The organism is Streptomyces sp. NPDC052301 (genome assembly GCF_044593395.1).
In the GTDB taxonomy this organism is placed as follows: domain Bacteria; phylum Actinomycetota; class Actinomycetes; order Streptomycetales; family Streptomycetaceae; genus Streptomyces.
The window spans coordinates 178,001-201,252 of the sequence record NZ_JBIUBE010000008.1 but is presented as its reverse complement, the minus strand read 5'-3'; the positions used below and the strand labels follow the sequence as shown (position 1 = coordinate 201,252).

General features: G+C 72.8%; 16 protein-coding genes. 5 read left to right on the top strand and 11 right to left on the bottom strand.

Annotation, left to right across the window (positions count from 1 at the left end):
• Positions 1–69 precede the first annotated feature (69 nt).
• A complete protein-coding gene (locus tag ACIHEJ_RS23740; protein WP_400138476.1) occupies positions 70–666 on the bottom strand; it encodes a M48 family metallopeptidase in 597 nt (198 codons plus the stop codon).
• A 290-nt stretch (positions 667–956) separates the two neighbouring features.
• Here ACIHEJ_RS23740 and ACIHEJ_RS23735 point away from each other — a divergent pair, with 290 nt between their 5' ends.
• Both ACIHEJ_RS23735 and ACIHEJ_RS23730 read left to right on the top strand, forming a co-directional pair.
• Positions 957–2,171 carry a TOMM precursor leader peptide-binding protein gene (locus ACIHEJ_RS23735; protein ID WP_400138475.1) on the top strand — a complete coding sequence of 405 codons (1,215 nt, stop codon included), beginning with the start codon at positions 957–959 and terminating at the stop codon, positions 2,169–2,171.
• A complete protein-coding gene (locus ACIHEJ_RS23730) occupies positions 2,164–3,546 on the top strand; it encodes an ABC1 kinase family protein (protein ID WP_400138474.1) in 1,383 nt (460 codons plus the stop codon). The genes ACIHEJ_RS23735 and ACIHEJ_RS23730 overlap by 8 nt, the downstream gene beginning before the upstream one ends.
• Before the next feature lie 27 nt (positions 3,547–3,573).
• Here ACIHEJ_RS23730 and ACIHEJ_RS23725 read toward each other — a convergent pair whose 3' ends face one another.
• The 5 genes from ACIHEJ_RS23725 to ACIHEJ_RS23705 all read right to left on the bottom strand — a co-directional run bounded on the left by ACIHEJ_RS23725 (position 3,574) and on the right by ACIHEJ_RS23705 (position 7,634).
• Entirely contained in the window at positions 3,574–3,789 is a 216-nt protein-coding gene (locus tag ACIHEJ_RS23725) for a hypothetical protein (RefSeq protein WP_400138473.1), read from the bottom strand.
• Between the two features lie 144 nt (positions 3,790–3,933).
• Positions 3,934–4,257, bottom strand: coding sequence for a hypothetical protein (locus tag ACIHEJ_RS23720; protein ID WP_400138472.1), 324 nt, complete (start codon positions 4,255–4,257; stop codon positions 3,934–3,936).
• Entirely contained in the window at positions 4,254–4,622 is a 369-nt protein-coding gene (locus tag ACIHEJ_RS23715; RefSeq protein ID WP_023546912.1) for a WhiB family transcriptional regulator, read from the bottom strand. The genes ACIHEJ_RS23720 and ACIHEJ_RS23715 overlap by 4 nt, the downstream gene beginning before the upstream one ends.
• A gap of 172 nt (positions 4,623–4,794) precedes the next feature.
• A complete protein-coding gene (locus ACIHEJ_RS23710) occupies positions 4,795–5,115 on the bottom strand; it encodes a hypothetical protein (protein ID WP_400138471.1) in 321 nt (106 codons plus the stop codon).
• A 164-nt stretch (positions 5,116–5,279) separates the two neighbouring features.
• Entirely contained in the window at positions 5,280–7,634 is a 2,355-nt protein-coding gene (locus ACIHEJ_RS23705; RefSeq protein ID WP_400138470.1) for an ATP-dependent DNA helicase UvrD2, read from the bottom strand.
• Positions 7,635–7,687: 53 nt separating this feature from the next.
• Here ACIHEJ_RS23705 and ACIHEJ_RS23700 point away from each other — a divergent pair, with 53 nt between their 5' ends.
• A complete protein-coding gene (locus ACIHEJ_RS23700; protein WP_400138469.1) occupies positions 7,688–7,945 on the top strand; it encodes a mycoredoxin in 258 nt (85 codons plus the stop codon).
• Between the two features lie 191 nt (positions 7,946–8,136).
• On the opposite strand, the gene nudC is transcribed toward ACIHEJ_RS23700, so the two are convergent.
• The 5 genes from nudC to ACIHEJ_RS23675 form a co-directional block, all read right to left on the bottom strand.
• Positions 8,137–9,081 (bottom strand): NAD(+) diphosphatase, encoded by a 945-nt coding sequence (nudC, locus tag ACIHEJ_RS23695; RefSeq protein ID WP_400138468.1) that lies wholly within the window; start codon positions 9,079–9,081, stop codon positions 8,137–8,139.
• A 151-nt stretch (positions 9,082–9,232) separates the two neighbouring features.
• Positions 9,233–10,636 (bottom strand): dipeptidase, encoded by a 1,404-nt coding sequence (locus tag ACIHEJ_RS23690; protein WP_400138467.1) that lies wholly within the window; start codon positions 10,634–10,636, stop codon positions 9,233–9,235.
• 53 nt (positions 10,637–10,689) lie between these two features.
• Positions 10,690–14,247 (bottom strand): UvrD-helicase domain-containing protein, encoded by a 3,558-nt coding sequence (locus ACIHEJ_RS23685; RefSeq protein WP_400138466.1) that lies wholly within the window; start codon positions 14,245–14,247, stop codon positions 10,690–10,692.
• Between the two features lie 115 nt (positions 14,248–14,362).
• On the bottom strand, positions 14,363–17,851 hold the full coding sequence (locus ACIHEJ_RS23680; protein WP_400138465.1) for an ATP-dependent helicase: 3,489 nt from the start codon (positions 17,849–17,851) through the stop codon (positions 14,363–14,365).
• A gap of 257 nt (positions 17,852–18,108) precedes the next feature.
• A complete protein-coding gene (locus tag ACIHEJ_RS23675; protein ID WP_400138464.1) occupies positions 18,109–18,495 on the bottom strand; it encodes an MGMT family protein in 387 nt (128 codons plus the stop codon).
• A 188-nt stretch (positions 18,496–18,683) separates the two neighbouring features.
• Between ACIHEJ_RS23675 and ACIHEJ_RS23670 the strand changes: the two genes are divergently transcribed.
• Together ACIHEJ_RS23670 and ACIHEJ_RS23665 are read left to right on the top strand one after the other, a co-directional pair.
• The gene (locus ACIHEJ_RS23670) at positions 18,684–21,536 is read left to right on the top strand and encodes a lysylphosphatidylglycerol synthase domain-containing protein (RefSeq protein ID WP_400138463.1); all 2,853 of its coding nucleotides are present in this window, start codon (positions 18,684–18,686) and stop codon (positions 21,534–21,536) included.
• Positions 21,537–21,624: 88 nt separating this feature from the next.
• Complete coding sequence (locus ACIHEJ_RS23665; protein WP_400138462.1) at positions 21,625–23,172, top strand: alpha/beta hydrolase; 1,548 nt, start codon at positions 21,625–21,627, stop codon at positions 23,170–23,172.
• Positions 23,173–23,252 lie beyond the last annotated feature (80 nt).

Genomic DNA, 23,252 nt, shown 5'->3' with positions numbered 1-23,252 from the left:
GGCCGGGTCGGTACAGACCCGGTACACAACCGCGCCCGGCCGCACCCGCGGGCTCATCGGCCGGGGCACTCACTCGTCGCGCACGCCGGGCACCTGGGGCAGCCGTTCGGCGGCTACGACCCCCTCGAGGTAGCCGCGGGCCCGCTCGGTGCGCGGATAGGCCTCCAGCAGCCGCCAGAAGTCCGGGCCGTGACCGGGTACCAGGAGATGAGCCAGCTCGTGGCAGAGGACGTAGTCGACGACGTACTCGGGCATGCCCTGGAGCCGGTGCGAGAGCCGGATGCTGCCCTCGGCCGGGGTGCACGAACCCCAGCGGGTGTTCTGGTTGGTGACCCAGCGCACCGAGGCGGGCCGGGCCCGGCCGTCGAAGTACTGGGCCGACAGCCGCTCCGCACGCTCGGTCAGCTCGGCATCGCCCAGCTTCCGCCGGCTCTCCTGGGCGGCGAGCTTGTCGAGCATGACGGTGACCCAGCGCTGCTCCTCCGCCTTCGACATCCGGGCGGGGATCAGCACGACGGTGCGATCACCCTCGCGGTACGCGGAGACCGTCCGGCGGCGCCGGGAACTCCTGCGGACCTCGATCGCGCTCGCCCGCGAGGCTGCGGGCGGCTGGCTCGTCGTGCTGCGCTGTGGCTTTCCGGCGCGGTGCAGTGGGTCGGCGGGCACGCCCCGACGTTACCCGCTGCGCAGGGGCAAAGTCCCGGCTCCGGGACCGATCGATACCGACGCCCCACCGTGCGTTTGATTTGTAGGACCGGCAAATCGGTCCGATATGCTCCTTATGTCGCCATGATTTGTACGACAAACACCACTCGTCTGTGGATAACTCCCCGCCCCCGGCGCACCGACCGGGCATGCTGGCAGGCGTCGGCGGAGCACGACCGGCTCCACCGGCGGACAGGGACGTCCAGGGACTCGACCGGGCGTCCAGGGATCTTCGGCTACGGGGGCCTGCCATGCATCCGACGGTGAAGCCCGCGCTGCGGCGCGGCTGGCGCGATCTCAACACCGTGCAGTTCGGGATGACCCCGGCGCACGCGCTCGCCCTGGGGCCCATGTCCACGGCCACCGGCGGCTTCCTGGAGCTGCTCAACGGCACCCGGGGCCTGCCCCTGCTGCGCGAGGAGGCCCGCCGCATGAACCTGCCGGACGGCCATGTCGACGCACTCGTGGACCGGCTGGCCCACGCGGGCCTCGTCGACGACGCCCGCGGCGGCGGGCCTGCCGCGGACGCGCTGCGGGAGAAGAAGGAGGTCCTGCAGCGGCTGCGCCCCGACCTCGCCTCCCTGTCCCTGACCACCCGCGAGCCGGGCGGCGCGCTCGCCCGGCTCGCCGCCCGCCGTGCCCTTCGGGTGCAGGTGCGTGGCGCGGGGCGGGTCGGCGCCCTGGTGGCGTCGGTGCTCTCCGGCGCGGGCGTCGGCGAGGTCGACGTACGGGACGTGGGCCGCGTCGAACCGTGGGACGTGGCCCCGGGCGGGCTGCCCGCCGAGTCGCTCGGCGAGCGGCGGGACACGGCGGCGCGGGCCGCCGTCCGCCGCGCGGCACCGGACCGGCCCCCACGCCATGCCCACTCCCCCGGGTCCGGCGCCACGGAGCCCGGCCTGTCCCTGGTGATCCTCGCGCCCCGGGACGACGTGGCCGTGCACGCACCGGACCCGTTCACCGCCGAGCCGCTCATGGCCTCCGGCACACCGCATCTGTACGCCGGCGTCGTGGAGGGCACGGGCGTCGTCGGCCCGCTCGTCCTGCCCGGCGAGTCGAGCTGCGCCGGCTGTCTGCACGAGGACCGCACGGACCGGGACCCGGCCTGGCCCCGGCTGATCACCCAGTGGCGCTCCGGCAGGGCCCGCCGGGTCGGGGCCTGCGATCTGACGCTGGCCACGGCGGTCGCCGGACTGGCCGCGGCACACGCGCTGGCCTTCCTCGACGGGGAGTCGCCGTCCAGCACGGGAGCCCGCTGGGAGGTGTCCGTACCGGGCCTGACCTGGCACGCCCGCCCGGTCTGGCCGCACCCGGCATGCGGCTGCGGTGCGGCGGAGAGAGGTAAGGGGGAGCACTCCTCAACCGATGGGGAGCCACGCGAGACAATGGCGGTGCAACGGCCGTCGACGGAGCGACGACGCGGAGCGGGCGCGGCGCGGCCGACTGGGACTTGGAGGGCGCATGTCTGATCTTCCCCGCAAGGCGGTCACCCGGACCGCCAAGCTCGCTGCGCTCCCGCTCGGCATCGCCGGCCGGGCGACCTGGGGGCTGGGCAAACGGATCGTGGGCGAGTCCGCGGAGATCGTCGGCCGTGAGCTGCAACAGCGGACGGCGGAGCAACTGTTCAAGGTGCTCGGTGAGCTGAAAGGCGGGGCCATGAAGTTCGGGCAGGCCCTGTCCGTCTTCGAGTCCGCGCTGCCCGAGGAGATCGCCGGCCCCTATCGCACGGCCCTGACCAAGCTGCAGGAGGCGGCACCGCCGATGCCGACCCGCACGGTGCACGCGGTGCTCGAGGAGCGGCTGGGACCGGACTGGCACGACCTGTTCGAGGAGTTCGAGGACAAGCCGGCGGCCGCGGCCTCGATCGGCCAGGTGCACCGGGCGGTGTGGCACGACGGCCGTGAGGTCGCGGTCAAGGTGCAGTACCCGGGCGCCGGAGAGGCACTGATCTCCGACCTCGGCCAACTGAGCCGCTTCGCCCGGCTGTTGGGACCGCTGATCCCCGGCATGGACATCAAGCCGCTGATCGCGGAGCTGAAGGACCGGGTCTCCGAGGAGCTGGACTACGGCCTGGAGGCCCAGGCCCAGGCTGCGCACGCGGACGAGTTCGCGGACGACCCGGACGTGGTGGTCCCGGCGGTGGTGCACCAGTGCGAGCAGATCCTGGTGACCGAGTGGATCGACGGCATCCCGCTGTCCGAGATCATCGCGGACGGCACCCAGGAACAGCGCGACCGGGCCGGTCAGCTCCTGGCCCGCTTCCTCTTCTCGGGCCCGGCCCGCACCGGCCTGTTGCACGCCGACCCGCATCCGGGCAACTTCCGGCTGCTGCCCGGCGGCCCGGACGGCGAGGACGACTGGCGCCTCGGCGTCCTGGACTTCGGCACGGTCGACCGGCTCCCCGGTGGTCTGCCGGCCCCGATCGGCATCTCGCTGCGGTTGACGCTGGACGGCGACGCCGAGACGGTCTACGAACTCCTGTGCGCGGAAGGGTTCGTGAAGGAGTCCATAGAGCTGGACCCCGAGGCGGTCCTCGACTACCTGCTGCCGATCATCGAGCCGGCCCAAGTCGAGGAGTTCACCTTCACCCGCGGCTGGATGCGCAGCCAGGCCGCCCGCATCGCCGACCCGCGCTCACCCGCCTACCAGCTGGGCAAGCGGCTCAACCTGCCACCTGCCTACTTGCTGATCCACCGGGTGACGCTGAGCACGATCGGTGTGCTGTGCCAGCTGGGCGCCACGGTACGGCTCCGGGAGGAACTGAATGAGTGGCTACCGGGCTTCGCCCTGGAGGAGAAGCCGCTCGAGGACGCTCCGGGTGAGGAGCCGGCGGCGGAGGCCTGAACCGGTGGCGGAGGGGAGAAGGGTTTCTCACCACCATGCCGAGTCCAGGCGCCCCTCGATCGCCCGGAGGTTCTCCCGGGCGCAGGCGTCGCAGAAGTACTGGCGGGTGCCGTTCTCCACGGAACAGGTCCAGGTCACCGGCTGGGGGCCGGCGGCGAGCATGCCGCAGCGGGCGCACACGAGGGGCGGCTGCGGCTCCGTGGTGGAGCCGCCCTGATCGCTTCCTTCGGGAAGACTCGTCACCTGGTGACGATAACTCCGCCGGCGGCGGATCGCCGTGCAGAACGCACCGCGGGGGCCCGTCCGTTCGTCCGGACCGGCCCCCGCGGGGAAGGCTTCGCCTCCCTCGGCCCTCGGCCGGGAGGCCACCGCTTCTCGGTGTGATCGTTACTGCATGACGGCCATGGCGAGCGCCCGCCGGGCGCGCAGCGAGGCGCGCTCGGCCCGGCGCTGCATCCGCTGGGCGACCGCGAGGCGGACGGCCCGGCGTTCACGCACGGCGTCGTCGAGCCGTTCGTGCATATGCGCACGAGCCAGGGCTTCTTGCATGAGTTGCATCTCTCGGGTCCTGTTCTGACGCGCTTCGGTCGCGCCGGTGGTGGTGAAGTCTGAGGTCGCGGAACCTGCGGGCTCGCTGGTGGACGGCTTCATCGGGGCCTGCTTCTTGGGGTCGTGCGTGAGGGGGCGATCGATCGTTCCTGCGGTGTTCATGCCGTGACCGGGTTCTTCCGCGGGCGACCACGCGGCCGCTTCCGGGCGACGACGACACCCTGGACGAACAGCTCGCCGCCCCAGACGCCCCAGGGCTCACGCCGCTCCTTGGCGCCGGCGAGGCAGGCCTCGATCAGCGGGCAGGTGCGGCAGAGGGACTTGGCGTACTCGACGTCCGCCGGCGACTCCGCGAAGAAGACCTCCGGGTCGTAGGAGCGGCAGGGGACGGGTACGCCGAGGTTCTCGATGGCGTCGTCGAGCGCGGTGAGCGCGGTGAGGGGGGTCAAGGTGGAGTCCTCCGTGAGGCCGGGCGGGGGGATCGTTTGCGAAGGCGGTACGGACGGGGCGTGCGCTTCGAGTTGCACGGTTGGTCTTCCTCGTCTGGTCGTTCCGGCCGGTTGACCGGGTGTCGGCTTGGTACCGGGTTCTTTCCTGTCCCGAGGCCCCTTCGCTCTGTGTCTCCCCGTTCGGGGAAAACAGAAGGGCCGCGGATCCCGGATGGGGTTCCGCGGCCCTGAAGGCGCCGGCCTGATCGGATCAGGCTGGATCACTCCAGGGTTCTGGCCCACGGAAGGCCCACATCAGGTGGTGCTGCGTCGTCTGCTTCCGGAATCCGGCACCGGCCGCCGCAAAGGCATAGGCATGTGCCTGTGCCACTACTGCTTCCAGTGCCTTGGTCGGTCGCTCATTGCGCTCTCGGACGGGAAGACCCGCGAGAGACAGGGAGGACGCCGGGCGGACGGCACGAATGCCGGACAGACCGGTGCCCTGGTTCGAGGCGCCGAGCATGCACGTGGAGACGGTCGCGCGATCGGTCAGTTTGGCCGTGCTGATGGTGCTGGTGTTGATGCTGATCACTGGACTCGCCTCCTCTCGGCGTCTCGAGGACTGGGGTGAACCAGTCCGTTCGGATGTGCAAGTACATCACGGAACCTGGGCCTTGGAGAAGGCCGCTGCTTCCGTGCCTAGAACCTATGGGGATTGCCGGGGCATGCGCAAACTATTTTTTCGACGAGTTCGCATCAGTCGTCCTCGCCGTCCTCGCCGGGTTCCTGGCCTGCGCAGATGGCCAGTACGTCGGGGCCGTAGCTGCGCAGCTTGCGGCTGAGGACACCGGGGATGCGGGAGAGTTCGGCCGGGCTCTCGGGCCGCGCCTCGGCGATGGCCATCAACGTCCGGTCGGTGAAGACGCAGAAGTCCGGCTGTCCGCTGCGTTCGGCCTGGACCGCCCGCCACTCGCGCAGCCGCTCGTACAGTCGCTCGTCCATGTCGGAGGGGCAGTCCTCGCAGCGCATCAGCTTCATCTCGCCCGCGTCGGTGAGCGTCCGGCCGCAGACCCGACAGCGGGCCGGGGTGCGCTGGGTGCGGCGGGGAACAACGGGGGTGCCACCGACGGCGCCCCGCTCGATGCCCGCGGCGGCGCCGGCGCCGCTGCGGCCCACGGTGGCAGTGGTGCCGGGACGCAGTCCGTCGAGGAAGCGGCTGGGTCTGCGGTTGGGACGCCCGCCGGGTGAGCGGGACAGGGACCAGGAGAGATGGAGCCGTTCCCTCGCGCGGGTGACGCCGACGTAGAGCAGGCGGCGCTCCTCCTCGATCTGCTCGTCGGTCCGGGCGTAGGTGATGGGCAGCATGCCCTCGGCGACGCCGACGACGAAGACGACGTCCCATTCCAGACCCTTGGCGGCGTGCAGCGAGGCGAGGGTGACGCCCTGGACGGTGGGGGCGTGCTGGGCGTTGGCCCGCTCGTCCAGTTCCGCCACGAAGTCGGCGAGGGTGGCTGCGGGCCTTGCCGCGGCGAGGTCGTGGGCGAGGTTGACCAGGGCGGCCAGGGATTCCCAGCGCTCTCTGACGGCGCCGGAGCCGGCGGGGGGCTCGCTGGTCCAGCCCTCCCCGGACAGGACGGCACGCACCTGGGAGGGCAGGTCCACGGCGTCGTCGAGCAGGGAGTCGTTGCCGCCGAAGCGGGCCGCGCCGCGCAGGGCGATGCCGGCCTTGCGGACCTCTGGCCGGTCGAAGAAGCGCTCGGCCCCGCGCAGCTGGTAGGAGACGCCCGCGTCGGCGAGGGCTTGTTCGTACGTCTCGGACTGGGCGTTGGTACGGAACAGGACGGCGATCTCGGCGGCGGGGACGCCCGCGTCGATCAGTTCGCGGATGCGGCGGGCGGCGCCCTCGGCCTCGGCGGGTTCGTCCGTGTATTCGGTGTGGACGGGCTCGGGGCCGGCGGGGCGCTGGGAGACCAGTTCCAGCCGGTGGTCGGCGGCGCGACCGCGGGCCTGTGCGAGCAGGCCGTTGGCCAGGCGAACCACCTGAGGGGTGGAGCGGTAGTCGCGGACCAGTTTCACGACGGTGGCGCCGGGGTGCCGCGCACGGAAGTCGAGGAGGTGGTCGGGCGTTGCGCCCGTGAACGAGTAGATGGTCTGGCTGGCGTCGCCGACGACGCACAGGTTGTCGCGGTCGCCGAGCCACAGCTCCAGCAGCCGCTGCTGCAGGGGGCTGACGTCCTGGTACTCGTCCACGACGAAGTGCTGGTACTGGGCGCGGACCTGGTCGGCGATGTCGTGCCGGTCCTGGAGGACGGCGACGGTCAGCAGCAGGACATCCTCGAAGTCGATCACCGCGCGGTCGCGCTTGAGGTCTTCGTAGGCCGCGTAGAGGTGGGCGATCTCCGCGGGGTCGCGGGGGGTCTCGCGGCCGGCCTTCGCGGCCGCGTACGGATAGTCGGCGGGGACGGTCTGGGTGACCTTGGACCATTCGATCTCTGCGGTGACGTCACGCAGTTCGCCCCGGTCGAGCCTGGTGCCCAGGGCGGCGGCCGCGTCGGCGACGAGCTGGATCTTGCGGTCGATGAGCCGGGGCATGCCCCCACCGATCGCTTTCGGCCAGAAGTACTGGAGCTGACGGAGGGCTGCGGAGTGGAAGGTGCGGGCCTGGACGCCGTGGGCTCCGAGCTGGCGGAGCCGGCCGCGCATCTCTCCGGCGGCGCGGTTGGTGAAGGTGACGGCGAGCACGCTGGAGGGCTGCAGAATGCCGGCACGCACCCCGTAGGCGATGCGGTGGGTGATCGCCCGGGTCTTGCCGGTGCCCGCTCCGGCCAGCACGCACACCGGCCCGTGCAGAGAGGTGGCGACCTCGCGCTGCTCGGGGTCGAGCCCTTCGAGCACCGCGTCGGCCCCGTTCGGCGTAGTCCCATGGGGGGAGCCGTCGGTGCTCTGCGGGAAGAGGGTGGAGTGCGTTGCTGGTGTCACACCGCCATGCTGCCAGGTCGCCCGGGACTGCCGTGCCGGTTGTCCACAGGCGGGCACCCGCAGTCGTACTGATGCGGCAGGCATCACAGCGGCCTGTGGATACCCCGGGCGGGAATGGCGCACCGGTCGCATTACGTTCTTCCCCCGGACGAACTTTTCCGAGCTGCCTGAGGAGCGCGAGAGACATGCAGGGCACTGTGACGATGTACAGCACGACGTGGTGCGGCTACTGCCGGCGGCTGAAGAGCCAGCTGGACCGGGAGGGCATCGCCTACACCGAGATCAACATCGAGCAGGACCCCGATTCCGCCGCGTTCGTGGAGAAGGCGAACGGCGGAAACCAGACCGTCCCGACCGTTCAGGTAGTTCCCTCCAACGGTGGCATCGAGGTCGTCATGACGAACCCGAGCCTTGCCCAGGTGAAGCAGGCGCTCGGCGTCTGACCCTCCCGAGACGCAGCCCCCGACCGGCCTGACGCTGGTCGGGGGCTTTGTGTGCCCCGGGAGACCGCAGCGGCAGGACAAGGCCGCCCTCGGCACCCACAACCGTGCGGCAGCCGTCGGGGACGGCGGCCGGCACGGCACGGTGGTGGACGTTGTGATTCCAGTACGGATCACCGGCCACGGGTGAGGCCTCAGACGAAGCTGCGCGTCGGCAGGGGCTTGCCGTACCACATCTCGATCAGGCGGGCGGCGATGGAGATGCCGTAGGGCGGCAGGACCTCGCCGGAGTCGAAGGCCTCGTGCAGCTCCTCGCGGGAGAACCAGCGGGCCTCGTGGATCTCGTCCCCGTCGACGTCGATGTCGGTCGAGGTGGCACGGGCCATGAAGCCGAGCATCAGACTGGACGGGAAGGGCCAGGGCTGGCTGGCCACGTACTCCACCGGGCCGACGGCGACGCCGACCTCCTCGGACACCTCTCGGCGCACCGCCTGCTCGATGGACTCACCGGGCTCGACGAAGCCGGCGAGCGTGGAGAAGCGGCCCTCGGGCCAGTGGACCTGGCGGCCGAGCAGGATGCGGTCGTCCGCGTCGGTGACAGCCATGATCACGGCGGGGTCGGTGCGCGGGTAGTGCTCTCCGCCGCAGGCGGGGCAGCGGCGGATGTGTCCGGCGGCGGCGATCACCGTGCGCTCGCCGCAGCGGGAGCAGAAGCGGTGGGTGCGCTGCCAGTTCTCCAGGCCGACCGCGTGCACCATGAGCCCGGCGTCGCGCGGCGACAGCAGCAGGCCGGCCTCCCGCAGCCCCGCCGGGCGTGCGGACTGGTCGATACGGCCGGGCAGTGCGTCCTTCTGGAGCGCGAAGTAACTGACGCCGTCGTCGTCGATGCCGAGGAAGTAGCGGTGCGCCTCGGTGAGCGGGGCCTCGAAGGAGGGGGTCATGACGAGCTCGGTGCGGCCGTCGGGCGTCTCGTCGATGAGCACCTGGCCGCCGGAGACCACGAAGCAGCGGGTCGAGGGGTGGCTCCACGCCGCCGCGAGCCAGGCCTCGTCGAGCCGGTGGTGGGCGGCGCGGTCGATGCCGCTCGGGGCGGTGAGCGAGATGGGTCGATCGGCTGTGTCGTCGGTCCAAGTGGTCACGGGTGCTTCCAACTCCCCCAGGGCAGCGGTTCGGTTCGACGGGCGGTTCGGCAGGACGTGGGGCGGGAGGGCAGCGGTCTCGGAGGGGGCGCGCGGGGCGGTCTTTCCAGTGTGCCCCGCGCGCGGTGCCCGTCCGTAGGACGCCGCCCGGTCAGGGCGCTGGGCGCCAGTGTTCGGCCAGGTCGCCCCACAGGTAGGCGCTGGTCTCGACGCCCTTGAGGAGGAGGTCCAGCTCGACCTTCTCGTCGGGGGCGTGCCAGCCGTCGGAGGGGACGGAGATCCCCAGGAAGAGCACGGGAGCGCCGAGTACTTCCTGGAGGTCGGCGGCGGGCCCGGAGCCGCCCTCGCGGGTGAAGCGGACCGGTGACTGGAAGGCACGGCCCATGGCGCGGACCACGGACTGCAGGGCGGGGTGGTCGAGCGGGGTCAGGCACGGCCGCGTGGCGGCGCCGAAGACGATCTCGTGCCGGATCCCGGCGGGCACCTGCTCGTCGGCCCAGGCACGGACGGCCTTCTCGATGTGGTCGGGGTCCTGGCCCGCGACCAGCCGGAAGGACAGTTTCACCACGGCGGACGACGGGATGATCGTCTTGCTGCCGGGGCCCTGGTAGCCGCCGCCGATGCCGTTGACCTCGGCGGTCGGGCGGGCCCAGATGCGCTCCAGGGTGGTGTGCCCGGCCTCGCCGTGGGTGGCGTAGGACTTGGCGGTGGTCAGCCAGCGCTGCTCGTCGAAGGGGAGCTCGGCGAACAGCTCGCGCTCGCGGTCGGTGAGCTCGACGATGCCGTCGTAGAAGCCGGGGACCGCCACGCGCGCGTGCTCGTCGTGGAGGGCGGCGACCAGGCGGGCGGCGGCGGTGGCCGGGTTCGGTACGGCGCCGCCGAAGGAGCCGGAGTGGATGTCCTGGTCGGGGCCGTGGAGCCGGATCTCGCACTCGGCGAGGCCGCGCATGCCGGTGCACACGGTCGGGGTGTCCTCGGACCACATGCCGGTGTCGGAGACGATCACGGCGTCGGCGGCGAGCCGTCCCGCACGGTCCTCCACGAGGGCCCGGAAGTGCGGCGAGCCTGACTCCTCCTCGCCCTCGACGAGCAGCTTCAGGTTGACCGCGGGGGCGGTGCGGCCGGTGGCGGCGAGGTGGGCGCGGACGCCGAGTGTGTGGAAGAACACCTGCCCCTTGTCGTCGGCGGCCCCGCGCGCGTAGAGGCGGTTTCCGCGGACGACCGGCTCGAAGGGGTCGCTGTCCCAGCCGTCCTCGCGGGCGGCGGGCTGTACGTCGTGGTGACCGTAGACCAGGACGGTGGGTGCCGCTGGGTCGCCGGAGGGCCACTCGGCGAAGACGGCCGGGGCGCCCGGCGTCTGCCAGACCTCGGCGGTCGGGAAGCCGGTCTCCCTGAGGGCGGCGGCGAGCCAGTCGGCGCTGCGCCGTACATCGGGCGCGTGGTCGGGCTGGGCCGACACGGAGGGGATGCGCAGCCATGCGGCGAGGTCGTCGAGGAAGGCGGCGCGGTGCTGCTCGATGTACGTGCGGACGGCGCTGTCCGGGGTCTGGCTCATGCTCACGAGCCTATCGGCCCGTGCCGACATCCTCGGCGGGCGGTTCGTCACACTCAGAGCGCCTGGTGTGCCGTTTCGGAGTCTTCCGTGTCGTCCGTGAGGATCCGCTCCAGCGCGGGCCGGTCCGGCAGGTCCCGCGGTCGTACGACCTCGCCGGTGCGCACGTACAGGAACGCGGCCGTGACCGACTCGGGCGGCACCCCCTGCTGCTCGGCCCAGGCCAGCCGGTACACGGCGAGCTGCAGGGGGTCGGCGGTGCGGGTGCGGCTGGTCTTCCAGTCGACGATCTCGTACGTCGCCCCGTCGCCCTCGCCGTTTCTGTAGACGGCGTCGATGCGGCCCCGTACGACGCGGCCGGCCAGCGTGAGCTGGAAGGGCGCCTCGACGCGGTACGGAGTGCGCCGGGCGTACTCGGTGCGTTCGAAGGCCTCCTTCAGAGCGTCCAGGTCCTGTTCGTCGGCGATCTCGGCGTCGCTTCCGGGCAGCTCGTCCGGTTCCAGCAGGGGGAGCGTCAGTTCCTCGAAACGGGCTTCGACCCAGGCGTGGAACCGGGTGCCTCGGCGCGCGGCCGGTTGCGGCGGGCGTGGCATGGGGCGCGCGAGCTCCTGCGCGAGCCCGTCCGGGTCCTGGGCGAGAAGCAGCAACTGGGTCGCGGTGAGCGCGGCGGGCAGGGGGACGTCGGTGACGGTCCGGCGCGCCCGCAGCAGCTCTCCGGTGAGGGCGTCCAGGTCACGGTCCCAGGAGGCGATGGTGCGGGCCTCCTCGGGGGTGAGGGAATTCCCGGGCGCCGGGGCGGCGGGGGCGCGGGGGGCGCGTGCGCCGGGCGCGGGTGCTTGGTGGGGGACGGTCGGCCGCTCGGTGCTCCAGGAGTCCCATGCGTCGGGATCGTCGGCGTCCTCGGGGCGGGACCGGTACGGCGGCTCCCCGCTGTACGGGTCCGTGCCCTCGAGCTCGCCCTCGTACGGCTCCTCTTCGTAGGGCCCCGCTTCGTACGGTTCCGCCTCGTACCCGTCGTCCTCGTACGGCGGCGGTGCGGGCCAGTCGGGGTCGTCGAGGGTGCCGGGATCGTGGACGGCGGGCGGCCGGCCGGTGTCGCCGGCGGCCAGGGCGTCCAGGTGGGCCAGGACGGTCTCGGCGGCCGCGCGGCGGCGGGCCAGGGCGGCGGCGTCCAGCGGGAGCGGCCACACCTGGTCGGCGCCGGCCGTGTGCAGGGCCGGGTTCTCCTCGTCCTCCGCGGGCTCGTCCGCCCAGGCATCGATCTCGCCGTGTCCGGCCGCGCAGTGGTCGTACAGGGCCTGGAGGAAGTCGGAGGGGCCGCGCTTCTTCTTCTGGCTGGGTCCCCACCAGTGGCCGGAGCCGAGCAGCAGGGAACGGGGACGGGTGAAGGTGACGTAGCCGAGGCGGAGTTCCTCGGTGTGCTGGTGGTCCTTCATGGCCTCGTGGAAGGCCTTCATACCGCGCGCGTCCCAGCTGGCGACGTCGGGCAGGGTGTCGGTGTCGCCGCGCAGGGCGTGCGGCACCACCTTGGCCTGGGCGGTCCACTTCTCGCGGCCCTGGGCGCTGGGGAAGGTGCCGTCGACCAGCCCGGGGACGGCCACGACGTCCCACTCCAGGCCCTTGGACTTGTGCGCGGTGAGCACCTTGACGGTGTTCTCGCCGCCGGGCAGGGCGTTGTCCAGGCCCTTCTCGTACTGGGCGGCGGTGCGCAGGAATCCGAGGAAGGCGAGCAGGGTGGCCTCGCCGTCGCTCGCCGCGAAGGAGGCGGCGACGTCCAGGAAGTTGGACAGGGTCTCGCGGCGGCGGGCGGCCAGGGCGTGCGGGGACGCGGACAGTTCCACCTCCAGGCCGGTGACCGTCAGGACCCTGTGCAGGACGTCCATCAGCGGGTCGGCCAGCGAGCGGCGCAGGTCGCGCAGTTCCGCGGCGAGCCGGGCGAAGCGCACGCGCGCGTCCGGGGAGAACGGCAGGCCGTCGTCGGCGCCGTCCTCGTAGCCGCCCTCCATGGGTGTTTCGAGGAAGGTGTCGAGGGCGTCGGCCAGCGATATCACCTCGGCCGGGTCGACCCCCTCGACGGCCGCGGCGAGCCGTCGGTCCGGGTCGTCGGTGTCGTCCCCGCCCGCGTGGGCGACGAGCAGGCGGGCGCGCCGGCCGAGCAGGGCGAGGTCGCGGGGGCCGATGCGCCAGCGCGGTCCGGTCAGCAGGCGCACCAGGGAGGCGTTGGCGCCGGGGTCCTGGAGCACCTCGCAGACGGCGACCAGGTCGGCGATCTCCGGCAGATGCAGCAGACCGGAGAGGCCGACGACCTCGACGGGGAGGTCGCGGGCCACGAGGGCGCCCTGGATCTCGGCGAAATCGGTGGCGGTGCGGCACAGCACGGCGATCTCGCCGGGAGCCGTGCCGGTGCGCACGAGGTGGGCGACGGAGTCGGCGATCCAGTCGATCTCCTCGGCGTGGGTGCGCAGCAGGGCGCAGCGGACGGTGCCGTCGCGCTCGGCTCCGGGGGCCGGGCGGAGGGCCTCCACGCCCGCGTGCATGGCGCGCAGCGGCTCGGCGAGGCCGTTGGCGAGGTCGAGGAGGCGGCCACCGCTGCGGCGGTTCTCGCTGAGGGCCTGCCGGGTGGCGGGGCGGCCGTCGGGGCGGGCGAAGTGCGCGGGGAAGTCGTCCAGGTTGGCGACCGAGGCGCCGCGCCAGCCGTAGATGGCCTGGCAGGGGTCGCCCACGGCGGTCACCGGGTGGCCGGTGCCGCCGCCGAACAGGCCCGCGAGCAGGACGCGCTGGGCCACGGAGGTGTCCTGGTACTCGTCGAGGAGCACCACGCGGAATTCCTCGCGCAGCAGGCGGCCCACCTCGGGGATGCCGGCGAGGCGGGCGGACAGGGCGATCTGGTCGCCGAAGTCGAGCAGGTCGCGCTCGCGCTTGGCGGCCCGGTAGCGCTGGACGAGCCCGGCCAGTTCGCGGCGGGCGGTGGCAGTCTCGGGGACCTTGCGCAGGTCGGCGTTGGTGAGCTTGGCGGCCCGCAGGGTGTGCAGCAGGTCGGCGTCCCAGGCGCGCAGTTCCTCGGGGTCGACGAGGTGTTCGGCGAGTTCGGAGTCGAGGGCGAGCAGGTCGCTGACGAGGTCGGCGAAGGAGCGGGTCAGCGCCGGGTAGGGGCCCGGGGCCTCGCGCAGCACGCGTGCGGCGAGCTGGTAGCGGGTGGCGTCGGCGAGCAGGCGGGAGGTGGGCTCCAGGCCGAGGCGAAGGCCGTGGTCGGTGAGCAGGCGGCCGGCGAAGGCGTGGTAGGTGGAGATCACCGGCTCGCCGGGCGGGTTGTCGGGGTCGATGACCTCCGGGTCGGTCACCCCGGCCTTGACCAGTGCCTTGCGGACGCGTTCGGAGAGCTCGCCCGCGGCCTTGTTGGTGAAGGTCAGGCCGAGGACCTGTTCCGGGGCGACCTGCCCGGTGCCGACGAGCCAGACCACGCGGGCCGCCATCACGGTGGTCTTGCCCGATCCGGCTCCGGCCACGATCACCTGCGGGGCGGGCGGCGCCGTGATGCAGGCCGTCTGCTCCGGGGTGAAAGGGATGCCGAGGAGCTCTCTGAGCTGCTCGGGGTCGGTGATACGGGCGGACATGTCGAAAGAGGCTAGCGGCGGGCACTGACAGTCGAGGACGATTCGACCGCTCGGAGAAGAAGAAGCGCAGGTCAACACCTGTGGTGCCGTACGTCACTCCGCTCCCGGCGGTGGCTCACTCGACCACGTGCCGCCCCTCGGGCCGCGCGCTGCACGAGGCGCGGAAGGCGCAGTGCGTGCAGTGCTGGCCGGCGCTCGGGGTGAACCGCTCGTCGAGGACCTTCCCGGCGGCGGTGGCGAGCAGCTCGCCGACCCACTCCCCCGACAGCGCCTCCTGGGCCTGCGCCTTGGGCAGGGTCTCGCCTCCGTCGCGTTTGGCGGCGCCCTGTCTGAGGTGCACCAGTTCGGCGCCGCCGGGCTCGGGACGTACGCCGTCGAAGGCGGTGTCGACGGCGCCTTCGCGGACGGCGAGCTGGTAGACGGCGAGCTGCGGGTGGCGGGCCACCTCGGCGGCGCTGGGCGCCTGCTTGCCGGTCTTGAAGTCCACGACGTAGGCGCGGCCCTCTCCGTCCGTCTCCACGCGGTCCATCTGGCCGCGGATGCGGACCTGGTAGTCGCCCGCCCCCAGGGTGACGTCGAAATCCTGCTCGCTGGCCACCGGGGTGCGCCCGGCGCGGTCCAGCACATGCCAGTTCAGGAAGCGTTCGAGCGCCACGCGCGCGTTGTCCTTCTCCTGCTGCGACTTCCAGGGCGCGTCGAAGGCGAGCGCGTTCCACACCGAGTCCAGGCGTTCCATGAGGACGTCCAGGTCGGCCGGGGTGCGGCCGGAGGCGACCTCGTCGGCGAGGACGTGGACGACGTTGCCGAAGCCCTGTGCCGCGGTGGCGGGGGCGTCGGCCTTCACCTCGCGGCCCAGGAACCACTGCAGCGCACAGGTGTTGGCGAGCTGGTCGAGGGCGCTGCCGGAGAGCACGACGGGCTGGTCCCGATGGCGCAGCGGCACCTTGCTCTCGGTGGGGTCGAACATGCCCCACCAGCGGTAGGGATGCGCGGAGGGCACCAGCGGGCGGCCGTCCTCGTCGGCGAGCGCGGCGAGCCGGGCCAGCCGGCGGGCGGCGGCCTGGCGCAGCGCGGCGGACGCGCGCGGGTCGACCGTGGTGGCGCGCAGCTCGGCGACGAGCGCGGCCACGGCCAGCGGGCGCCGGGGGCGGCCGGTGACGTCCTTCGGCTCGACACCCAGCTCGGTCAGGAACCGGGAGGGCTGGTCGCCGTCGTCGGCGGGGGCCTTCACCGCGGTGACGACGAGGCGTTCCCGCGCGCGCGTGGCGGCGACGTAGAACAGCCGGCGCTCCTCGGCGAGCAGCGCGCCCGGGGTGAGCGGTTCGGCAAGTCCGTCGCGGCCGATGCGGTCGGCCTCCAGCAGCGAGCCGCGGCGGCGCAGGTCGGGCCAGAGCCCCTCCTGGACGCCGGCGACGACGACGAGCCGCCACTCCATCCCCTTCGAGCGGTGCGCGGTCATCAGGCGTACGGCGTCAGGGCGTACGGCGCGGCGCGTGAGCGTGTCGGCGGCGATGTCCTCGGCCTCGATCTCCTCCAGGAAGTTCAGGGCGCCACGGCCCCCGATGCGCTCCTCCGCGCGCGCGGCGGTGGCGAACAGCGCGCAGACGGCGTCCAGGTCGCGGTCGGCGTTGCGGCCGGCCGCGCCGCCGCGCCGGGCGGCCCGCTCCAGGCGCGTGGGCCACGGGGTGCCTTCCCACAGGTCCCACAGCGCCTCCTCGGCAGTACCGCCGCTCGCGAGGCGCTCGCGGGCCGTGCGGAGCAGCGCGCCGAGGCGCTGTGCGCCGCGGGCGTACGCCGGGTCGTGCACGGCGAGGCGCTCGGGTTCGGCGAGAGCCCGCGCGAGCAGTTCGTCGGACGGGGGCGGCACCGGGTTCCCCGCCGCCCGCTCCTCGTCGCGCAGGGCGCGCCCGAGGCGGCGCAGGTCTGCGGTGTCCATGCCGGCCAGGGGGGAGGCCAGAAGGGTGAGGGCGGTCTCGGTGTCGAGCCATGAGGTGCCGGGGGCGCGCTCGACGGCGTCCTCGGCGGGGGTGTCCTGCGCGGCCGGTTCCGCTTCCTCGGGGACCGGTTCCGCTTCCTCGGGGACCGGTTCCGCTTCCTCGGGGACCGGTCCCGCTTTCTCCGGGGTTTCCGCAACATCTTCGGTGACGGTTTCGTCCGGGGCCGCTTCTCCCTCGACGACGTCGATCGCGCCGGGCGCCTCCGCACGCCCCTGTGCCTCGGCCGTGGCCACCGCGCGCAGGGCGGTCAGGAGGGGTGCGACGGCCGGCTCGTGACGCAGGGGCAGGTCGTCGCCGTCGATGTCCAGCGGGACACCGGCCGAGGTGAGGGCGCGGCGGACGGACGGGAGGCTGCGGGATCCGGCGCGGACCAGGACGGCCATGTCGCTCCAGGGGACCCCGTCCTCCAGGTGCGCGCGGCGCAGGATGTCCGCGATGTTGTCCAGTTCCGTACCGGACGTCGGGTAGGTGTACGCCTCCACGCGGCCGCCGTCCCGGACCGCGGCCGGCTCGCGGTGGGCGCGGACCTTGTCGGCGGGCAGCCGGGGCAGCGGCATGCGCTGGGTGATCAGGCGGGTCGCGGCCAGCAGGGCGGCGCCGGAGCGGCGGGAGGTGCGCAGCACCTCGACGGGTGCGGGACGGCCGTCCGCGCGCGGGAAGGCCACCGGGAAGTCGAGGATGCCGTTCACGTCGGCACCCCGGAACGTGTAGATCGACTGGTCCGGGTCACCGAACGCGACCAGGGTGCGGCCACCGCCGGCCAGGGCGTGCAGCAGTCGTACCTGGGCGGGATCGGTGTCCTGGTACTCGTCGACGTACACCGCGTCGTACTGGGCGGCGAGCTGTGCGGCCACGTCGGGACGGTGGGCGAGCAGGACCGCGCGGTGGACCAGTTCGGCGTAGTCGATCACGCCCTGCAGGTCGAGGACGTCGAGGTATTCGGCGAGGAACCCGGCGGCGGCCCGCCAGTCCGGGCGGCCGATGCGGCGGGCGAAGGCGTCCAGGGCGTCCGGGCCGAGCCCCAGCTCGCGGCTGCGCGCGAGGACGGCGCGGACCTCGTCGGCGAAGCCTCGTGTGGTCAGGCAGGCGCGCAGATCGTCCGGCCAGCGCACATGCGCCAGGCCGAGCCGCTGCAGCTCCGGCTGGCCGGCCAGCAGCTCACGGACGGTGACGTCCTGCTCGGGGCCGGACAGCAGGCGCAGCGGCTCGGCGAACAGGCTGCTGTCCTGGTGGGCGCGGACCAGGGCGTAGCCGTACGAGTGGAACGTGGTGGCGCGCGGCGCGCGGGCGGCGCCGATGCGCAGGGCCATGCGGTCGCGCAGGTCGAGGGCGGCCTTGCGGCTGAACGTCAGCACCAGGATGCGCTCGGGGTCGGCGCCCCGGGCGATCCGGGCGGCCACCGACTCGATCAGGGTGGTGGTCTTGCCGGTGCCGGGGCCGGCGAGGACGAGCAGGGGTCCGGTCGCATGGTCAACCACGACGCGCTGCGCCGCGTCCAGACGAGGGGGATCCACGGTGGCCGGCGGGGTACGGACCAGTCGGTAAGCGCCACGGCTCCCCCGCCGCACGGGGTGCGGCAGGCGCCTGGTGGAGGAAGGGGAGCTCACGTGGTCGGCCGGTCCTGGTGGTTGTGCTGGTGGGCGGGCGGTCACGCGTGCGAGGCGGTGACCGCGGGGTGAGGGGGACACGCGCAGGCGACGCTACGCCGCCGCTCCGGATGGAAGCAGGGCTTCCGCTTCTTCCCTCGCGGCGCTCGCGCCACGCGAGCCCCACACCCCACGAACGTACGGCATGCCCCGGAAGTCCCCCCTGTCCCCCGTACGGGCCACGGGTGCCCCCCGGTGGCCTCCGATGGCGGAAGCTGTCAGGTGTGCCCCCTCACGTCCGCCCCGCCGTCCCAGCGGGCCCGCCGCATGTCGAGCCGTGGCAGGTGGCCCTCGGCGCTCCTGCCCGCCTCCTTCAGCGGCGTGCCCTCCGCACGGTAGTGGTCGAGCGCGCGCAGCTCGTGCCCGGGCAGCAGCGCCCCGTCCGCGCGGACGACGCGCCACCACGGGACCGCGCCTCCGTAGAGGGCCATCACCCGGCCGACCTGGCGCGGTCCGCCCTCCTCGAGCCACTCGGCGACATCGCCGTACGTCATGACCCGCCCCGGCGGGATGTTCTCGGCGGCCTCGAGGACCCGCTCGGCGTACTCCGGCAGTGCGTCCGCGCGCTCCTCACGGGTGTTCTCGGCACGGCTCTGCTCGCTCATTCACCCCATCCTGCCGCACCCCGCCGACAACGCGGCGTGCGCGCTGCGAGGAGCGCTCCTCTCGCACCCGGGCGGCGCTTCCGGCAGACTGTGCGCCCGCGCATCCGCACCCTGATGGCCGCGTGTGTCGGTGGGGCATGCCACCATCGTGCAGGCGGTGACTGGTGATACGAGACCAAGAAGAGACCATGAAGCAGCAGGGCGTGCACCCCGACGACGCGGCGGGCACCCCTGACGCCACCGCACGCCCCGGCGCCGCCCCCGCGGGCCGGAGCGACAGCGACGCGCACCGGGAAGACACCGGTCCGCACAAGGACGGCGCCGAGTCGAAAGGCAACGGTCCGCGTGCAGACGACGGCTCACGCGCGCGTGAGCACGGCAGCGACGACACCGAGGGGGCGCACATCCCTGAGAGCACGCCCTCGGACCACCACCCGGGTGACGACCCCCACGCCGAGGAGGTGGAGGGCGACGAACCGCTGCTCCCCGCGCGCGTGCACCGCCCCTCCGACCTCATGCGGCTCCTGGTGGGCGTCCTCGCGATCATCGTCCTGCTGGCGATCGCCGCGTTCGCCCACGGCACCACCTCAGGCCTCGAACAGGACATCAACAAGGGCACCGGGCAGGCCCCCGACCTGCTCATCAAGATCGCGGGCCTGGCCTCCAGCATCGCGATCCTCCTCGTCCCGGTCGCCTTCGCCATCGAGCGGCTGATCAAACGGGACGGGCTGCGGATCGCCGACGGCGTCCTCGCGGCCGTCCTCGCCCACGGAGTGACCCTCGCCACGGACCTGTGGGTCGCCCGGGCCGCCCCCGGCTCGATCCAGGAGGCGCTCACCCAGCCGTCGCCCGGCGACATCCACGCGCTGACCGACCCGGTGCACGGCTATCTGGCACCTGTGATCGCATACATGACAGCCGTCGGCATGTCGCGCAGACCCCGATGGCGCGCGGTGCTGTGGATCGTGCTGCTGCTCGACGCGTTCTCGATGCTGGTGACCGGTTACACGACGCCCTTCTCGATCATCCTGACGGTGCTGATCGGCTGGACGATCGCCTACGGCACCCTGTACGCGGTCGGCTCCCCGAACGTCCGCCCGACCGGGCAGACCCTGATGGCGGGCCTCAGGCACGTCGGCTTCCGCCCCGTCAGCGCGGCCCGCGAGGAGGTCGTCGAGACGGAGAACGGCGACCGCGGCCGGCGCTACTTCGTCACCCTGGAGGACGGCCCGCCGCTGGACGTCACGGTCGTCGACCGGGAACAGCAGGCCCAGGGCTTCTTCTACCGTGCGTGGCGCAATCTGACCCTGCGCGGCTTCGCCACCCGCTCCAGCCTCCAGTCACTGCGCCAGGCGCTGGAGCAGGAGGCGCTGCTGGCGTACGCGGCGATCGCGGCGGGCGCCAACGCGCCCAAGCTGATCGCCACCTCCGAGCTGGGCCCCGACGCCGTGATGCTCGTCTACGAGCACACCGGCGGGCGCACCCTGGACTCGCTGGCCGACGACGAGATCACCGACGAGCTGCTGCGCCACACCTGGCAGCAGGTGCAGGCGCTGCAGTCGCGCCGCATCGCCCACCGCAGGCTCGCCGGTGACGCCATCCTGGTGGATCGTTCCGGCAGGGTGATCCTCACCGAGCTGCGCGGCGGCGAGATCGCGGCCGGTGACCTGTTGCTGCGCATGGACGTGGCCCAGCTGGTCACCACGCTCGCCCTCCGCGTGGGCGCCGAGCGTGCGGTGGTGTCGGCGGTCGGCGTGCTCGGCCCCGACGCGGTGGCCGACTGCCTGCCGATGCTGCAGCCGATCGCGCTGACGCGCTCCACGCGCGCGACGCTGCGCCGGCTGGCCCGGGAGCGCGCCCAGCGCGAACGCGAAGCGGTCCTGGAGGCGTCCCGGCAGGCCAAGCAGGCCCGCCTCGAGGAGGAGTCGGAGGCCAGCGGGGCCGCCCTCGAGAAGCCTGACAAGAAGACGGTCCGCGCCGAGCAGCGCGCGGAGCGGCGGGCCATCGACGAAGCCCTCGACGAGGCCCGCGAGGAGGATCTGCTCAGCCAGATCCGGCACGAGGTGCTGCTGATCAGACCGCAGGCCCCCGTGGAACCGGCCCGGCTGGAACGGGTGCGGCCGCGCACGCTCATCAGCTTCATCGCGGGTGCGATCGGCGCGTACTACCTGCTGACGCAGCTCACCCACATCGAGTTCGGCACACTGTTCTCCCAGGCCCAGTGGGGCTGGGTGCTCGCCGCGGTGGCGTTCTCCGCGCTCAGCTATGTCGCCGCGGCGATGGCGCTGCTGGGATTCGTGCCGGAGCGGGTGCCGTTCCTGAGGACGGTGGCGGCCCAGGTCGCCGGGTCCTTCGTGAAGATCGTGGCGCCCGCCGCGGTCGGCGGTGTCGCCCTCAACACGCGCTTCCTGCAGCGCGCCGGCGTGCGCGCGGGGCTCGCGGTGGCGAGCGTCGGAGCGTCGCAGCTGTTCGGGCTCGGCTGCCACATCCTGATGCTGCTGTCCTTCGGCTACCTGACCGGCACCGAGAAGACCCCCTCGCTGTCGCCGTCCCGGACGGTCATCGCCGGCCTGCTGACCGTTGCGGTGCTGGTGCTCGTGGTGACCTCGGTGCCGTTCATGCGGAAATTCGTCGTCACGCGCGTGCGGTCGCTGTTCGCCGGTGTCGTCCCGCGCATGCTCGACGTGCTGCAGCGGCCGCAGAAGCTCGTCACCGGCATCGGCGGCATGCTGCTGCTGACGGCCTGCTTCGTGATGTGCCTGGACGCCTCGGTGCGGGCGTTCGGGGACGGCTCGACCTCGCTGAGCATCGCCAGCGTCGCCGTCGTCTTCCTCGCCGGCAACGCGCTCGGCTCCGCGGCGCCCACCCCGGGCGGCGTCGGCGCGGTGGAGGCGAGCCTGACGCTCGGCCTGATCGCCTTCGGCCTGCCCAAGGAGGTCGCCGCCCCGGCCGTGCTGCTGTTCCGGCTGCTGACCCTGTGGCTGCCGGTGCTGCCGGGCTGGCTGGCCTTCAACCACCTCACCCGCAAGGGAGCCCTGTAGGACCACGCGCGCGTGGGCGCCCGCGGTCGTACCTCGTACGGCCCGCGCCCGGCGCGCGCAGCGGCGAGTGCGCCTCCAGGATGGGAGCATGGCGAACCCGATCCGGCTGCGCACTGCCGCCCTGACCACCGCCGCCGTGCTGGTCTCCGCCCTGCTGGCCGGATGCGGCGACGAGGGCCCCAAGGACGGGGACCTCACGGCGCAGAAGCTGGACTGGAAGGACTGCCCGGCGCCGTCCGAGGCCGAGGGCGGCGGCAGCTCCCCGTCCCCGCTGCCGAACGGCACACCGTGGCAGTGCGCCACCATGCGGGCACCCCTGGACTGGGGCAAGCCGAAGGGCGACACGATCGACATCGCCCTGATCCGCGCCAAGGCCAGCGGCCCCGCGAGCAAGCGGATCGGCTCGCTCGTGTTCAACTTCGGCGGCCCCGGCGGCAGCGGCGTCACCACGCTGCCCGCGTTCGGCGAGGACTACGCCGCGCTGCGCACCCGCTACGACCTGGTCAGCTTCGACCCGCGCGGGGTCGGTCGCAGCGCGCCGGTGGAGTGCGAGAGCGACGCCCAGCTGGACGACTACTTCCAGCAGGACGCGACGCCCGACGACAGCGCCGAGCGCACCCAACTGCTCAACCGGACAAAGCAGTTCAACGCCGCCTGCGAGAAGAACTCCAAGAAGATCCTGCCGCAGGTGCGCACCACGGACGCGGCCCGCGACATGGACCTGATGCGCCAGGTCCTCGGCGACGCCAAACTGCACTACTTCGGCATCTCCTACGGCACCGAACTCGGCGGCGTCTACGCCCACCTGTTCCCCAAGCACGTCGGCCGGGCCGTGCTCGACGCCGTCGTCGACCCCACGCAGAACCCCGAGCAGAGCGCGCTCGGCCAGGCCAAGGGCTTCCAGCTCGCGCTGGACAACTTCGCCGAGGACTGCACGTCGAAGAAGACGCAGTGCCCGCTCGGGGACACCCCGCAGGACGTCAAGAACCGCATCGCGAAACTGCTGAGCGACCTGGAGAAGAAACCGATCTCCGGCATCTTCCCGCGCCAGCTCACCCAGACCGCCGCGACCAACGGCATCGCGCAGTCCCTGTACTCCAAGGACTTCTGGGAGTACCTCACCGAGGGCCTGGAGCAGGCGTACGACGGCGACGGCAAGATCCTCATGATGCTGTCCGACTCGATGAACGGCCGCAGCGAGAACGGTGAGTACAGCAACCTCACCGCGGCCAACATCGCCATCAACTGCGCCGACGAGAAGCCGCGGTACGGCGCGGACTACGTCCAGCAGAAACTGCCCGAGTTCCGGGCCGCCTCCCCGCTGTTCGGTGACTACCTGGCCTGGGGCATGGTCAGCTGCACCGACTGGCCCGTGCCGGGCGCGGCCGACCATCCCGACGTCAGCGCACCGGGCTCGGCCCCCATCCTCGTCGTCGGCAACACCGGCGACCCGGCCACCCCGTACGAGGGGGCGAAGAAGATGGTGGACGCGCTCGGCAAGAGCGTCGCCGTCGAGCTGACGTACAAGGGCCAGGGGCACGGCGCGTACGACAGCAAGAACCGGTGCGTGCAGAGCGCGGTGAACGGCTACCTGCTGGACGGCAAGGAGCCCAAGGCCGGCACGGTCTGCTCCTGAACCCGACGAACCCTCATCGGATCCGCAGGTCAGGCGGTTATCCACAGGCCGCCACGGGATCGGCGCGCTGTGCCTACCAT